The sequence below is a fragment of the Halioglobus sp. D3-4 genome, from assembly GCF_055809315.1.
In genome coordinates this window covers 3,675,009-3,689,547 of record NZ_CM147907.1, presented here as the reverse complement: position 1 = coordinate 3,689,547, position 14,539 = coordinate 3,675,009, and the positions used below count along the sequence as shown (strand labels likewise).

The 14,539-nt window shown below is 58.2% G+C and carries 16 protein-coding genes; 10 read left to right on the top strand and 6 right to left on the bottom strand.

All coding sequences use genetic code 11. The features are described 5' to 3' along the window. Positions 1-131 precede the first annotated feature (131 nt). Together glpQ and AC0L6S_RS16080 are read right to left on the bottom strand one after the other, a co-directional pair. The gene (gene glpQ / locus AC0L6S_RS16085; RefSeq protein WP_473425125.1) at positions 132-1,118 is read right to left on the bottom strand and encodes a glycerophosphodiester phosphodiesterase; all 987 of its coding nucleotides are present in this window, start codon (positions 1,116-1,118) and stop codon (positions 132-134) included. Positions 1,119-1,219: 101 nt separating this feature from the next. Next, positions 1,220-2,029, bottom strand: coding sequence for a transporter substrate-binding domain-containing protein (locus AC0L6S_RS16080; RefSeq protein ID WP_473425124.1), 810 nt, complete (start codon positions 2,027-2,029; stop codon positions 1,220-1,222). 147 nt (positions 2,030-2,176) lie between these two features. Here AC0L6S_RS16080 and AC0L6S_RS16075 point away from each other — a divergent pair, with 147 nt between their 5' ends. Beyond that, on the top strand, positions 2,177-2,875 hold the full coding sequence (locus AC0L6S_RS16075; RefSeq protein ID WP_473425123.1) for a VOC family protein: 699 nt from the start codon (positions 2,177-2,179) through the stop codon (positions 2,873-2,875). Here the strand turns inward: AC0L6S_RS16075 and AC0L6S_RS16070 are convergent. After that, complete coding sequence (locus AC0L6S_RS16070; RefSeq protein ID WP_473425122.1) at positions 2,868-3,131, bottom strand: DUF3012 domain-containing protein; 264 nt, start codon at positions 3,129-3,131, stop codon at positions 2,868-2,870. The genes AC0L6S_RS16075 and AC0L6S_RS16070 overlap by 8 nt on opposite strands. A 28-nt stretch (positions 3,132-3,159) precedes the next feature. Continuing rightward, on the bottom strand, positions 3,160-4,620 hold the full coding sequence (locus tag AC0L6S_RS16065) for a coniferyl aldehyde dehydrogenase (protein ID WP_473425121.1): 1,461 nt from the start codon (positions 4,618-4,620) through the stop codon (positions 3,160-3,162). A 262-nt stretch (positions 4,621-4,882) separates the two neighbouring features. Here AC0L6S_RS16065 and AC0L6S_RS16060 point away from each other — a divergent pair, with 262 nt between their 5' ends. From AC0L6S_RS16060 to AC0L6S_RS16025, 8 genes are all read left to right on the top strand, one after another. Next, complete coding sequence (locus AC0L6S_RS16060) at positions 4,883-5,131, top strand: hypothetical protein (protein ID WP_473425120.1); 249 nt, start codon at positions 4,883-4,885, stop codon at positions 5,129-5,131. A gap of 113 nt (positions 5,132-5,244) precedes the next feature. Continuing rightward, positions 5,245-5,631 (top strand): nuclear transport factor 2 family protein, encoded by a 387-nt coding sequence (locus AC0L6S_RS16055; protein WP_473425119.1) that lies wholly within the window; start codon positions 5,245-5,247, stop codon positions 5,629-5,631. Positions 5,632-5,778: 147 nt separating this feature from the next. Further along, positions 5,779-7,590: a DEAD/DEAH box helicase gene (locus tag AC0L6S_RS16050; RefSeq protein ID WP_473425118.1), complete on the top strand. Its 1,812-nt coding sequence runs from the start codon at positions 5,779-5,781 to the stop codon at positions 7,588-7,590. Between the two features lie 57 nt (positions 7,591-7,647). After that, positions 7,648-8,211, top strand: coding sequence for a UbiX family flavin prenyltransferase (locus AC0L6S_RS16045; RefSeq protein ID WP_473425117.1), 564 nt, complete (start codon positions 7,648-7,650; stop codon positions 8,209-8,211). A gap of 48 nt (positions 8,212-8,259) precedes the next feature. Next, positions 8,260-9,456 carry an MFS transporter gene (locus AC0L6S_RS16040; protein ID WP_473425116.1) on the top strand — a complete coding sequence of 399 codons (1,197 nt, stop codon included), beginning with the start codon at positions 8,260-8,262 and terminating at the stop codon, positions 9,454-9,456. Positions 9,457-9,524: 68 nt separating this feature from the next. Next, positions 9,525-10,289, top strand: coding sequence for an SDR family oxidoreductase (locus tag AC0L6S_RS16035; protein WP_473425115.1), 765 nt, complete (start codon positions 9,525-9,527; stop codon positions 10,287-10,289). Between the two features lie 23 nt (positions 10,290-10,312). After that, positions 10,313-10,738: an HIT family protein gene (locus AC0L6S_RS16030; protein ID WP_473425114.1), complete on the top strand. Its 426-nt coding sequence runs from the start codon at positions 10,313-10,315 to the stop codon at positions 10,736-10,738. 4 nt (positions 10,739-10,742) lie between these two features. Further along, on the top strand, positions 10,743-11,744 hold the full coding sequence (locus tag AC0L6S_RS16025; protein WP_473425113.1) for a 2-hydroxyacid dehydrogenase: 1,002 nt from the start codon (positions 10,743-10,745) through the stop codon (positions 11,742-11,744). A gap of 8 nt (positions 11,745-11,752) precedes the next feature. On the opposite strand, the gene AC0L6S_RS16020 is transcribed toward AC0L6S_RS16025, so the two are convergent. After that, the gene (locus AC0L6S_RS16020; RefSeq protein WP_473425112.1) at positions 11,753-12,337 is read right to left on the bottom strand and encodes a DUF4136 domain-containing protein; all 585 of its coding nucleotides are present in this window, start codon (positions 12,335-12,337) and stop codon (positions 11,753-11,755) included. Between the two features lie 280 nt (positions 12,338-12,617). Between AC0L6S_RS16020 and AC0L6S_RS16015 the strand changes: the two genes are divergently transcribed. Beyond that, entirely contained in the window at positions 12,618-13,598 is a 981-nt protein-coding gene (locus AC0L6S_RS16015; RefSeq protein WP_473425111.1) for a LysR family transcriptional regulator, read from the top strand. On the opposite strand, the gene AC0L6S_RS16010 is transcribed toward AC0L6S_RS16015, so the two are convergent. Continuing rightward, positions 13,595-14,479 (bottom strand): helix-turn-helix domain-containing protein, encoded by an 885-nt coding sequence (locus AC0L6S_RS16010; RefSeq protein WP_473425110.1) that lies wholly within the window; start codon positions 14,477-14,479, stop codon positions 13,595-13,597. The two genes, AC0L6S_RS16015 and AC0L6S_RS16010, sit on opposite strands and share 4 nt — an antisense overlap. Positions 14,480-14,539: the final 60 nt, after the last annotated feature.

Genomic DNA, 14,539 nt, shown 5'->3' with positions numbered 1-14,539 from the left:
GCAGTATTCCAGCAAAAAAGGTAGGGGTCATCACTGCGGGGGCGGGTCTTGCAAAGCACCCAATCCGACTGGGCAGGTGTAAGGCTGGCAAGCGAGTCCCTTCGCTGCAATGCCCACAGGCGCGGGCCGCGCTAGCTGGGTGTGCCAATTTTCTGCAGTTTCAGGTAGTCTGCAACGAGGTCGGGGAAATCGGTAAACAGCCCGTCGACCCCCGCCTGTCGGATGAAGATGTCCAGTAGCTGTTCGAAACTCCCGATACCCGGCGGCAACTCATCGCGGCGAAACGTATAGGGATGTACTTGCAGGCCTCTCGTGTGGGCGTGTTCAACAAGAGCGCTGAATTGCGGTTCTCCGGTTGCCGCCATGCCGAGCAAAATGTGTGGAATGAACGGCCCTATACCCTGGGCGTAACTCGCGACATGATCCAGCCCTTGTGGCGTGCGCAGGTAATCATAATCCACCGCGCTGTCCTCGCCCCAGTTGTTCTCGCCAATCAGCTGAATCATCGGCAGGGGGCTGGCCTTGAGTTCACGTTGTAACTGCTGCAGTGTCTGATCATCGAAACACTGCAGAAATACCTGCTCGGGCCGATTTCGATAGCCGGTTTGTTCGAGTACCTCGATCAGGGCAGCCGACAGGTCCAGCCCCTCGCTGAGATGCCAGCGGGGCGACTTCAGCTCAATATAGACGCCGGTCTGGCAGCCGCGGCTGTGATCAAGCCCGGCCAGCATGTGTAATTCCTCGGCCAGCGTGGGTACAGTAAATAGTGCGTGCTCGGCCGGAAAACGTTGCGGGTAGACCGCGCTGCCATTGCGAGCGGCATCGAGATGGGTGCGCTCGTGTACGCGCAGCTGGCGTATTTCATCTATATCGAAATCGATGGCATAGAAGCGCCCGTCGCTGCGAGCGCGACCGGGAAAGCGCTGCGCGACATCGGTTGTGCTGTCCAGGTGAATGTCGTGTAAAACGAGGGCTGTGCCATCCCGACTCAGCACCACATCCTGTTCGAGGTAGTCGGCGCCCATTGCATGGGCCAGTGCCTTGGCCGCGAGCGTATGCTCCGGCAGGTAACCGCTGGCACCGCGATGCGCGATGATAATGGGATCGGGGTTGTTCATGAGATGTTATGACCTCACCGCCAGTGATACGGTGCCAGAAGCAGAAAAGGGCGGGATAGAATATCCACGCCCTTCCTGTTAGCGAGATTTAACCCCGGTAATCAGGGCAGTGCGGCAATCCAGGAGTCGTCTTCAAACCATTTCTTGCGCAGCTGGTTCAACACGCCGGTTTTTTCATAGGCGGTGAGGTAGTTGTCGACCAGATTAAAAAACTGAACATCCTCTTTGTTGATAGCGATCCCGATGGGCTCGACGGTCAGTGGCTTTTCCAGTGTGGTCAGCCCTGAGTCAGGGTAGCGCATAACGGCGAGTATGCACTGGGTCATGTCCGCCACCATCGCGTCTGCCTTGCCTTCAATTAGCATGGCCACGCCCTCATCGTAGCTGCCGAACTCGATCAGAGTGGCATCCGGGGCAACCTTCTTGATGAAATTGGCGTGGGTAGAATTTTTCAGCGCCAGCAGTTTGAGGTTCGAACGGTTAAATTCCTCGGCAGAGGTGATGGTGCCCAGCACCTCACTTTTTGTCAGGATAGACATGCCGGACATCATATAGGGACCGACGAAAGAGACCATTTCGGTGCGGGCCGGGGTGATCGACACATTGGATAACACCATGTCGATCTCGTCATTTTCCAGTGCCGCTATCAGTTCGCCGAATGGAATGGTCTTGATTTCCAGTTTCACATTCATCGCCAGCGCCAATGCCTGGGCGAGGTCGACGTCAAAGCCCATCAGGCCGCCTTCGCGGGTGGTCATGGTCATCGGTGGCTGATTGCCGGACATACCCACTTTCAACACCTCAAAATCGACGACACGTTCCAGTGTGTCGCCAGCCAGGGCATGAAAGGGAAGTGCTCCCAGCAGCGTCATTACGCCTGCCAGTAGAACGTGTTTGATTGCTTTGGACATCAGTGTTCTCCGTTCGATTAATTGTTAATTCGCAGTTGATGCAGATGCGATTGTTATCCGATCAAGCCTAACCAGTGTAAGTCTGATCGGCAAGGATGCCAAAACCTTTTATCATGGAATCCACGCAGCTGACCCGGAGGAGATCCTGTGGCGGACAAGTTTGACCGAATAGTATTGGCAGTACCCGATCTGCAAGCGGCTGTCGCAGATTATCAGCTGTTGCTGGGTGCGACGCCCCACATCCACTTGGCTGCCGGCAAGACACGTTGTGCTTGGTGGGGGCTTTCCAATACGGTCATCGAATTGATCGAGGATGCCGGTGCGAGCGCGAAGTTGCAGGGGATTGTGTTCAGCGCAGCTGATGCGCCGGGTGCCGAGAGTGCCGTTGCCAATCCGCTGGGCGTGGATCTCCGTCTTTGCGACGGCAGCGCCACGCTGGATTTTCGCCGGGACTATCCCGAGGCGCAGTGCGCCGGCCTGTGCGTTGATCATGTGGTACTGCGCACCGACAATGCGCAGGCCTGCCTTGGGTTATTCAGGGATCAACTCGGGATTCGCCTGGCGCTGGACAAAACCGTGCCGAAGTGGGGCGGGCGCATGCTGTTTTTCCGCACTGGCAAACTGACACTGGAAGTCATTGAAGCGGCGGACGGTGAGGCGACACCCAGTGCATTCTGGGGCGTAGCTTACCAGTGCAGCGATCTGGCGGGTTTTGTACAGGTGCTGCGTGAACGTGGTGTGGCGACGTCAGCAACCCGTGATGGCAGAAAGCCCGGCACCCTGGTCGCCACGCTCAAGAGCCACAATTTGGGAATTCCAACCCTGCTGATCCAAGGCGCTAGATAATGCAGTGTTTGGTGTAGCTGGCAGTTTCATCGGCTGTCCACTGGCCCTTGGGCTTGTCGGACATGTTCTCACACCACTCTTTTGAGCCGATGGTGGTGCTGTCGAGCAGGCAGTTGCTGGCAAACGTGACGGCGTCAGAACTGGTCCATTCCGTTTTGGATTGCTCTTTCTTTTGCTCGCACCACTTTTCGCTGCCGGGCTCCGCGCTGCATGCACCCAGGACCAGCATGCTGGTGATTATCAGTATTCGTCGCATACTTTCTCCGTAGAAAACGAAACGGGCGCTATTTTTTCAGCTGCATTTTGATCGTGCTTTCAGTGGCCTTGCTATACGGTGGCAACATGCCGCCAAGCTTGGCGACATTGAAGCTGGCCTGCCGATAGATCGATTTGGCGTGGCTGAAAGTCTGGAACCCCTTCAAGCCGTGGTAGGCACCCATGCCGCTGGGGCCGACACCGCCGAACGGCAGGTCTTCCTGTGCGACCTGCATGACCACATCGTTGATACACATGCCACCGGAGGTGGTGCGGTTGGTCAGGGCTGCTTCCTCCTGCTTGTCCTCGCCGAAATAATACGCGGCAAGGGGACGAGGTTTACTGTTGATGTAGCTGATGGTTTCCTCAAAGTTGCTGTAGGTGCGAATAGGCAGTAGCGGCCCAAATAACTCCTCTTCCATCATGCGCAGGTCATCGGCCGGCTCGGGTATTAGCGTGGGAGGGATTTTCAGCGTGCCCTGCTGCTTGCTGAAATCCTCATTGGCGGGGTTGATGGGGATGATCTTCTGCCCGCGTTCATTGGCTTCGGCAAGGTAGCCATTGAGCCGCTGATAGTGACGCTCGTTGATTACAGAGGTGTACTGCGGATTCTCCAAAATACTGGGGAACATCTGGGTGACGGCTTTTTGCGCGGCGGCAATGACTTCGTGCAGCTTTTCCTCAGGCACCAGCAGGTAGTCCGGTGCCAGGCAGATCTGCCCCGCATTCATGGTTTTACCCATCATAATGCGGCCCAGGCTCTTCTCGAGATCGGCACTGCGTGAGATCACCACTGGTGATTTGCCGCCCAGTTCCAGCGTGACTGGCACCAGGTTGCGTGCCGCTGCTGTGAGGATGTGGCGCGCGATGGAGGTTGCACCGGTAAAGATCATGTGGTCAAAGGGCAGGCTGGAAAACGCCTGCCCCACTTCCGGCCCACCATCGAACATGGCAATCTCTTTCGGGTCATAGGCCTCGGCGATCATTTCTGCCAGCAGGGCGGAGGTCGCCGGGGTGAATTCGGAGGGCTTGATCATCGCGCGGTTGCCGGCGGCCAACACGCCTGCCAGCGGCGCGAACACCATATTGACCGGGAAATTCCATGGCGCGATGATGCCGACTACACCCAGCGGCTGGTATTCGATACGAGAGCGTCCACCCAGTAGATTGAAGGGGAACATGGTGGGGCGTTTTTCCGGTTTCATCCACGAGCGCAAATGCTTGATCGCGTGCTTCATCGGCGCGATGCCGGCACCCACATCGGTGAGCAGCGTCACTTCGCGAGGGCGGCAGGTAAAGTCCGAGTCCAGAGCGTCTACAATTCTGGCGTGGTGTTTGATCAATACGTCGACACCGCGTTGCAGGCGATCGATGCGAGTCTCCGCGGTGACGACACCTTCCTTGAGGTAATCTTCACGCTGCATATCGAGCGTGGCTTTCATTTGCTGTTCAATATCGCTGTGACTGACAGGTTGCTCGGGAGCGTTCATGATCAGGTCCTCGGGACTGGTGCCAATTGGCAGTGTGATTATCTTGTGGAGTATAGCCCTGTGCCGGATGAATATTAATCGAATTGCAGGGTCATTTGTGGCCAATTGTCGCAGTGCGCGGCTCAAACTTGGCATTGCCTTTACGAACTGCTATTAAGTGCTCATGAATCCGGATGACTTACAACCTGATACCCGCACGCCTTCGCCACCGTATGGCTATTCCTGCAGGTGTACCTACCCGCGGGCGCAGCAAATCCATATTGTGGCGGAATTTCATGCCCACAAAATCCGCCCCAGCCGCATTGCCTACCGCGTGGGGATCGATATCGCGTTCATTGAAGAGCTCATTGCCGGGGAAACCGAGCGCGAACATTTCGCGCAACTGGTGAAGTTCTATCGCAAAGGCCGGTATCAGCAGCGCCTGCGCGAGACGCAGAAGACAACGGGTGTCACCCGGTATGAGCTGCAACAGAAAATAGAGCGGGAGTTTGTGCAGGAAACCGACCTCTAGTGTCCGGCGCTGTTTTCCACAATGCTCGCGCGTGTCAGCCGACTCGCTCGCAGCGGGCTTAAACTGTTATTCTCCGCTCGCCCCTACGCATCAACCGACGAGGAACCGCCGTTATGAATACCCTTGAAATCTGGCATGACATCGTGCGCAAGCAGGATACGGCACGCCTGGATGAAGTGCTGGCGGAGGATTGTGTATTCCTCTCACCGGTTGTGCACACACCGCAGCAGGGGCGAGAACTGACCACGCTGTACCTCACGGCCGCGTTAAGCGTTTTCAATGACTCTTTCCACTACGTCAAAGAGGTTGTCACGGCACAGCACGCCGTACTGGAGTTCTCTTGTGAAGTGGACGGCATTATGGTGAACGGAGTCGATATCATGACCTTTGATGAGTCCGGCAAAATCATCGAGTTCAAAGTCATGGTAAGACCCCTTAAAGCGATTAATTTGCTGCACGCCAAAATGCGCGCAATGCTGGAGGAGCTGTCCTCCCAGTAACGCCGCTCGTGTAGAAGCGGGCCAGTGTAGTTCGGGAAGGGCGGTCAGCACACTGCGATGGCCCGCACCGGACAGCTGTGCCAAATCCCTGTATAATCTCCCGCCGCCTGCAGCAGGGGGCTCCTCTTCACACGTCAAGGTTACAACATGTCCTCTCCCGAAGCGGCAAGCAGTTTCGCACAGCTGGAATTGCCCGCCCCCATACAACAGGCCCTGGTGGATGTGGGTTACGAAACCCCGTCGCCCATTCAGGCCCGGATCATTCCCTATATGCTGGAAGGGGTTGATGTGCTGGGTCAGGCCCAGACCGGCACCGGTAAGACAGCGGCATTTGCCCTGCCGATACTGGCGCGCCTGGATCTGAAGAAAAAGCTGCCTCAGGTGCTGGTGCTGGCGCCGACACGGGAGCTGGCGATTCAGGTTGCCGAGGCCTTCCAGAAGTATGCGCGGCATCTGAAGGGCTTTCACGTGCTGCCCCTGTATGGCGGCTCCGACTACCGCGGCCAGTTTCGCCAGTTGCAGCGCGGCGTGCACGTGGTGGTGGGCACGCCGGGCCGCGTCATGGACCATATGCGTCGTGGTTCACTGGATTTGTCCGAGTTGCAATCGCTGGTGCTGGATGAGGCCGACGAGATGCTGCGTATGGGCTTTATCGACGATGTCGAATGGATTCTGGAACAGACGCCGCAGGAGCGCCAGATCGCACTGTTCTCTGCGACCATGCCGGATGCCATCCGCCGTATCGCCAAGCGCCACCTGCGCAACCCGGTAGAGATCGCAATTGAGGTCAAGGCGGTTGAGACAGCGCTGATACGTCAGCGCGTCTGGATGATGGCGGGGATGAAAAAAATCGACGCATTGACGCGCATTCTGGAAGTTGAAGAATTCGATGGCATGATAATCTTCGTCCGCACTCGCATTCTGACGACGGAGCTGGCCGATAAACTCGCCGCGCGCGGTTATTCAGTGGCGGCCTTGAACGGCGATATACCGCAGAAACAGCGCGAGCAGACGGTTGAAAAACTGAAGAATGGCAAGCTCGATATCGTCGTCGCCACCGATGTCGCGGCGCGCGGCCTTGACGTGCAGCGCATCAGCCATGTCATCAACTACGACATTCCCTCCGATGTGGAGTCCTATATTCACCGCATCGGGCGCACCGGTCGCGCCGGTCGCAGCGGCGATGCGATCCTGTTCGCGGCTAACCGTGAAAGGCGCCTGCTGGGAGCCATCGAGAAAGCCACTGGCAAAACCATAGAGCGCATGGCCCTGCCGACGGTGGAAGAAGTGACGGACAAACGGGTCGGCAAGTTCAAGCAGCGCATCTCCGAGACGTTGGAGACTGCGGATCTGCAGATTTTCCGCGACCTGATACAGGAGTACGAAAACGAAACCGGCGTGCCGGTGCTGGAGGTGGCCGCGGCACTGGGTGTGCTGGCCCAGGGCAATAAGCCACTGCAGGAGAAAGCCACCGCGGCACCGGCCAAAGGTGAGCGCAACGAAGCGCGAGCAGCAAAGCCGCGCAAAACAGCTGCGGACACATCAGCGGATAAGCCGCGCCGGGACACTGACAAGCCGGAACCGGGCATGGAGCGCTTCCGCCTTGAGGTGGGTCACACCCACGGCGTCAAACCCGGGAATATCGTCGGCGCGATAGCCAACGAAGCGGACATCGACAGCGAGCACATCGGGCGCATCGAAATCCTTGATGACCACAGTACGGTAGACCTGCCAGAGGGAATGCCAAAAGAGCTTTTCAAGCACCTTAAATCCGTGTGGGTCAGCGGTCAGCGCCTGCAGATTTCCAGATTGGAGCCCGGCGGCAAAACAGCGCCGTCCAGGGAGGCAAAGCGCAAGCCGCGCAAGGGCAAAGACAAGAACAAGGGTAAGCCCAAAAACAGGGCCCGTGCGCCACACGACGGCGCCGAACCCACGGCGCGTGAACGGCCGGCGAAATGACGCTGTGCCCCGACATTTGTTAGAGTCACAGGGATTCAGGTCAGCGGAGATGGTGCTATGCCCAAGCCTATAATCGTCGGTATCAGCGGTGCGTCCGGCATAGTGTATGGCGTGCGCGCATTACAGTTGCTGCGTGAGGCCGGTGTGGCGACACACCTGGTGATGAGTAAATCCGCGAAACTCACACTGCACCACGAATTGGATATGCCACTGGCTGAGCTCGAGTCCCTCGCCAGCGAGGTTCACTCCAGCAATAATATCGGCGCCTCTATAGCCAGCGGCTCATTTCCCACGGCCGGTATGTTGATTGCGCCCTGTTCGGTGCGCACAATGTCGGAGATAGCTGCCGGGGTGACCTCAACCCTGCTCACCCGCGCGGCCGATGTGGTGCTCAAGGAGCGCCGACGGTTGGTGTTAATGGTGCGTGAAACGCCGCTGCACACGGGTCACTTGCGCACCATGACGCAGTTATCGGAAATGGGCGCGGTGGTCGCCCCTCCGGTGCCGGCCTTTTACACGCGTCCACAGTCCCTGGATGACATGGTGACGCAAACCGTCGGCCGCGCGCTCGACCTGTTTGATCTGCAGCTCGATCAGGTAAAGCGCTGGCAGGGTGACTAGTTCAGTGCACCTGTTTCACCGCGCCACAGCAAAAGGGGCTCCCGTCTAGTGCCCATTCTGTTCTGCGTTATCGTGCTCGACCTGATCGGTTTCGGCATCGTGATTCCAATTCTGCCGTTCTTGTCTCCCACACTGGGCGCCGACAAAATGGATATTGCATTGATTCTGGTGACCTATGCCATTTGCGCCGGCTTCTGCGGCCCCGTCTGGGGGCGCCTTTCGGATCGTATTGGCCGCAAGCCGGTGCTGATGATCTGCCTCGCCGGCGCAGCCTGTTCCTATGTGATGCTGGGGTTGGCTTCAGAGCTGTGGATGGTCTATGTCGCGCGCGGCTTCGCGGGGTTGATGGCGGGTAACTTCGGCGTCGCCTCCGCGATGATCGCAGATATGACAACGCCACAGAATCGTGCGCGCGGCATGGGTTTGATAGGCGCCGCGTTTGGCCTGGGTATTGTATTGGGCCCGGTACTCGGTGGCCTGTTGTCGGGGCCCAGCGCCAGTTTTACCCTGCCGTGCATGGTGGCAGGCGTAATGTCACTGCTGGCGATCGCCGCCGCCGCCGTTTTCCTGCCGGAGTCCCTGCCGCGCGAAAAACGCCAGGGCAGTCACAGCGCTGATACGCCAACCCGAACACTGTCCAACTATGCACTGCTGCGGCAGACGGGAACACGGCTGTTGGTATCGCAGTATGTCCTGCATCAGGTTGCTGTCAGTGCGGTCACCTACCTTGTGCCGCTGTGGATGGGCGATTTACTGGGCTGGTCAGCGCGGGAGGTCGGCATTGTATTCGGCATTCAGGGTGCGTTCATGGTTATCGTGCAGGGTGGTTTGCTGAGCCCGCTGGTGAAATGGCTGGGGGAGTGGCGGTTGCTGTGCTGGTCCATTTCAGCCCTGCTGCTGGGCCTGCTTAGCGCTGCGTTTGCCAGCAGCATGCTGGGGATGGTCTGCTCGGTGTATGTTGCCATGACCGGCGCGACCATTTGCATCCCACTGCTCAATACCATTGTCAGTCGCACTACCGCACTGGAGGTTCGCGGGCGCATGATGGGCATTACCAGTGCCGCATCATCCTGGGGCCGTGTCGTGGGCCCGTTACTGACAGGTGTGACACTGGCGACAGCGGGCTATCGCGGAGCCTGGTTGAGCAGTGCGGGGGTCGTGTCCCTCTACCTCGCGTGGGCCTGTGTGCAATACGCGCGGCACAAGGCCGACGGGGCCGACTACGATGTGCATGTGGATGTGTAACAGCGTAGTATTTCACCGCGCAACTCGCGGCATCTCGAATCAACTCAATAGCAACAGGACACAGCACTATGGCGACACAACTTTTTGACTTGACCGGTAAAATTGCACTGGTGAGCGGCGCGAGTCGCGGAATTGGCGAAGAGATAGCCAAACTATTGGCCGAGCAGGGTGCGCATGTGATTGTCTCCAGTCGCAAGATCGATGATTGCACCGCTGTGGCCGAGGGTATCCTCGCGGCGGGCGGCAGTGCGGAGGCGTTTGCCTGCAACGTAGGCAATATGGATCAGATCACCGAGTTGTTTGCGCACATCACCCAGTCACACGGCAAGCTGGATATCTGCGTCAATAACGCGGCGACCAATCCCTACTTCGGTCACGTGCTGGACACCGATCTCGGCGCGTTCAATAAAACCGTCGAGGTGAATATTCGCGGTTATTTCTTCATGTCTATTGAAGCGGGCAAACTGATGCGCGATAACGGCGGCGGCGCTATCGTTAACACCGCCTCGATCAACGCACTGCAGCCCGGACCCATGCAGGGTATCTATTCCATCACCAAGGCGGCCGTCACCAATATGACGAAGGTATTTGCCAAGGAGTGCGCGCCGCTGGGCATTCGCTGCAATGCCTTACTGCCCGGCCTGACCAAAACGAAATTTGCCGGCGCGTTGTTTAGCAACGACGATATCTACCAGATGGCGGTGCAGGGTATTCCGATGGGTCGACACGCAGAGCCCAGTGAAATGGCAGGTACCGTGCTCTACCTGGTGTCGGATGCGAGCAGCTACACCAATGGCGAGTGTATCGTCGTCGATGGCGGCATGACGATTTAATTGCAAAGCGCGGGAGAGCTGTTTTGGCAGACCATCAAATAGCGCAGCAACTGTTGGCGGACTGCCACCATCTGGGCAGGTTGCCGGCTTCGGCATTACTGTTGAACCGCAACGCTATCCTGCCCTGGTTTATCCTGGTGCCAGAAACCCCGTTGGGTGATTTTCTGGATCTGCCCGATGCACAGCGACGGCAGGTGCTTGATGAATGCGCGTCCGTGTCGGCATTCATCAAGCAGGAACTGGGGTTCGACAAGGTGAACTTTGCCGGCCTCGGCAATGTGGTACCGGCGATGCACCTGCATATCATTGGGCGCCACAGTGGCGACGCTTGCTGGCCGCAACCGGTCTGGGGGAATCTGCCCGAGGGTGAGCCCTACAGCGCCGAGCAGCTGCGTGATTGGCAGGCGCGGCTTGTCACTTTGACGGGGCTGGTGCCCGAGACACTATAGCGCTATGGCTACCGGCAACGGCAGAATTGAGCGTAAGCGTGTGGTGGTCACACACCCGCTGCCGGCTGAGCGGCTCCAGGCGCTGGCACCGCTGTGCGAGCTGGAGATACTGCAGGGGGGGCAGCCTCTGTCACAGGCGCTATCATCTCGGCAACTCGCCGAGTGCGGCGGCCTGATCTGCCTGCTGACAGATGCTATCGATATTTCACTACTGGATGCCATGCCCAAGCTGGAGTTCGTTTCCAGTGTCTCCGTCGGGGTCGATCATATCGATGTGGAGACACTGACCAGCCGCAGCATCCCGGTGGGGAATACCCCAGGCGTGCTGGTTGATGCCACAGCTGATACGGCGTTCGCTCTGCTGTTGGCGGCGGCCAGGCGAGTCGCGGAAGGCGATCGCTATATCCGCGAGGGAAGTTGGGGTCGCGATGCGCGTTGGTCCCCGGATTTTTTTCTCGGCAAGGATGTCAGTGGCGCGACGCTTGGCATTATCGGGCTTGGCGCCATCGGGCAGGCCGTGGCGCGGCGGGCAGCGGGATTCGGCATGAGCGTGCTCGGTTGGACGCCCTCGGGGCGCGACGTGCCCGGTGTCGACAGTGTGTCGCTTGAGGAGTTGCTGTTGCGCAGTGACTTTGTCAGCGTGCATCTCGCGCTCGCGAAGGAGACGCGGAATGTGCTGGATGCGGCGAAGATTGCCGCAATGAAACCCGGTGCGGTGTTAGTGAACACGGCCAGGGGGGGCATTGTCGACGAGGCGGCACTGGTGGCGGCACTGGAAAATGGCCATCTCTATGCGGCGGGGTTGGATGTGTTTGAGCGCGAGCCGATCTCGATGGATGATCCGCTGTTACGCCACCCGCGCGTGGTCGCCGTGCCCCATATCGGCAGTGCGACCACTCTGGCGCGAGCGAAGATGGTGGAGCTGGCTGTCAGCAATGCTGCCGCAGCGCTGCAGGGGCAGCCGATGCTGCACTGTGTTAATCCCGGGGTGTATACGGCGCAGTAGTTGCCAGACTATTGCGGGCTTGCCGGTGGCAGGGTCTTCAGCGCACTTGCCAGGTATTTTTTGAGGTTCTCGTCCAGACGCGATGCGTCGACATTGTTGGCGTCTTCCACGACTTTGCTCATTGTGGCCTGCCACACCTCCCGATTGCTGGCCAGGTCATTGAACTGCAGGATTATATTGTTTGTCTCCTTCACCCCACCCAGTGCAATGGCGTTGTCGACTGTGGCCTGGTTCACCTGGCGGTTGGGTGTGACCCTGGGATAGGGTGTGATATTACTTGCCAACTGGCTGGGCTCCCCCTGTTGCATGCCGCTGGCATAGAGGTAATCCACGGTGAACTGTGCGCGGGTTGGGTCCAGAACATAACCCTTGCTCTGTAGGTCGGCGTTCACTTCGCGCCGTATCACGGGGTCGATGGCGTACACAGGATCGTTCGACCGAGTTGTAGTGGGCAGTGGTTCTGTGCGCCACTTGTAGTAGTGGTAGTTCCCGGCGCTGAACTTGTCAGCTGTGCTGTGTTGGATATCGACACCACTGCAGGAGACAAGTGCAAGTGACAGCATCATATAGGCAAGAATGAGGGTGTTTCGCATGGTTATCCCCAGAGGCAAAGTGGTCGACGAAAAGGTCGGCGGCTGACGACACGGCAGCGCCACGGACGCTATGGTAGCAGGTGGTGTTGACCTCGGCCACATAGCAGTGAGCTATCAGTACCTGCAACCGGCAGTGGCCCGGATGGAAGAGGTGTGCTGCTCTCGGGTGGAGTCTTAGGCGACCGCAGACATTTGCGGGAGCGATAATTTATGGGGTGATTTACCTCTGTCCATTTGTTAATGTTAGGCTATAACTATAAGTTATTTCTGGACGGCAACTATGATTTCGCGCAGGCTGATTCGAACTGATCTGAACTTACTGGTGGCGCTGCAAATATTGCTGGAAGAGCGCAATGTGACCCGCGCGGCCGAACGGCTGTCTGTGTCGCAGCCGGCACTGAGTAAAACACTGCAGAAACTGCGTGATTCGTTTGAGGACGAACTCTTCACGCGAACTTCGCACGGACTGGTGCCCACGCCGCGTGCTGAGGAACTGGGGGCGGAGCTTCCCGGGCTACTGGAAACCATCGAGCATGTGCTCGGCGACGCGGAATTCAGCCCGGAAACCTACGCCGGTTCCTTCAAGTTACTGATGCCACCCATTTTGTGTGAATCGCTGTTGCCTAGCCTGATGGCAGAGTTGGCCGAAACCGCTCCCAATGTGCAGATCATCATGGCGGAGGTACCGCCGAACTTTCAGGAGCAGTTGAAAAAGGGCGACGCTGATTTTGCGGCCTTTCTGGCGCTGGAGACGGAGCGGGATATTCTGGCCGAGCCGATTGCCGCGATTGAGCCGCGCTGCTACATGCGCGTCGATCACCCGCTGACGACGAAGGAGATTAGCCTGGATGACTTTCTGGCCTACCCGCACTTGCGCCTGTACCTCCCCGGTCTGACACGGGAGAACACCAGCATGGTTGATGATGTTCTGGGTCAGAATGGTATGCATCGAAATATTGTGCTGGAGACCACGCAGTTCTCCTCTGCGGTCGGCGTGTTGAATCACACGGACGCGCTGCTGGTGGCGAATGCCGGTTTTCAGGAAGGTGGGCTGTACCGCGAGCGCATCTTCGGTCAGGAGCTGCCGGCAGAATTGCAGCGCCTCATTCGCAACACCAATAGCAGCAACCGCGGCAAAATGTCGCTGATGCGGCACACGCGCACCGCGCGCAGTGCTCCACATCAGTGGATTCGTGCGTTGTTGATGAAACACCTCACCAGGTCTCCGGACCTGGTGAAGCCGGAAAAAATTTCCGGCTAGCTGCGCACGGAACGGCGGTAGGCGCGCGGTGACAGGCCAATGGTCTTGCTGAATTGTCGTGAGAAGTACAGCGGATCATCGTAGCCCAGAGCACCCGCCACGCCCTTCACGCTGAGCTGGCTTGAGTCCAGCAGGTGGCAGGCGTGCTCCATCTTCATATTGAGGAAGTGCTTGATGGGCGAGTAGCCGGTCAGGCCTTTGTACTTGTTACTGAAGTGGTATTTGGAGAGATTAGCGGCCGCGGCCAGCGTGTCCAGGTCCAGCGACTGCCCGATGTGGTCCAACATCAGGTTTTGCACTGCTTCCAGATCGAAACTGTCCTGACTGCTTGCTTTTGCGCGTCGAATTTCCAGCGCAATGTTGGTCAACAGATGGCGCAATTGGTTTGCCGCGTTGATGAAGGCGCGTGTGTTGTAGCCGGTACGGTGCACGGCTAGCAAGCCGCGAAAGTGCGCGACCAGCTGCGGCGAGATACCCGCCTCAATCACCGGCAGCCCGCCCTCGCGGTTTTCCAGATACTGGTTGAACAACTGCGCACCGCTGCCCTGATAATGCAGCCAGTATATCGTCCACGGTGTCTCGGGGTCCGCTTCATACTGGTGCGCGATCCCCTGCGGCAGCAACAGCAACTCGCCGGCTTCGATCGTTCCCCGCCAGTTGGCAGTGGTCGCGTGGCCTTTGCCGTCTACGCAATAAATCAACAGGTTGTCATTGTGACGCAGGCGTTCCATACGGTGTCTGTCGGCGCTGGGATAAAAGCCCATGGCCGTTGGATAGCACTCCTGTGTCAGTGGGTGTCGCGCCAACTTTTCGACCATAAATGCGGGTGTCAGGAAGCGGATGCCATTTTCCGGCAATGGCCATTGGGAGGGTGCGCTCATCGGGACGCCTGTTGCGAGGGTTGGTATATGGATTTCTATGATATCGCAATATAGTCCATA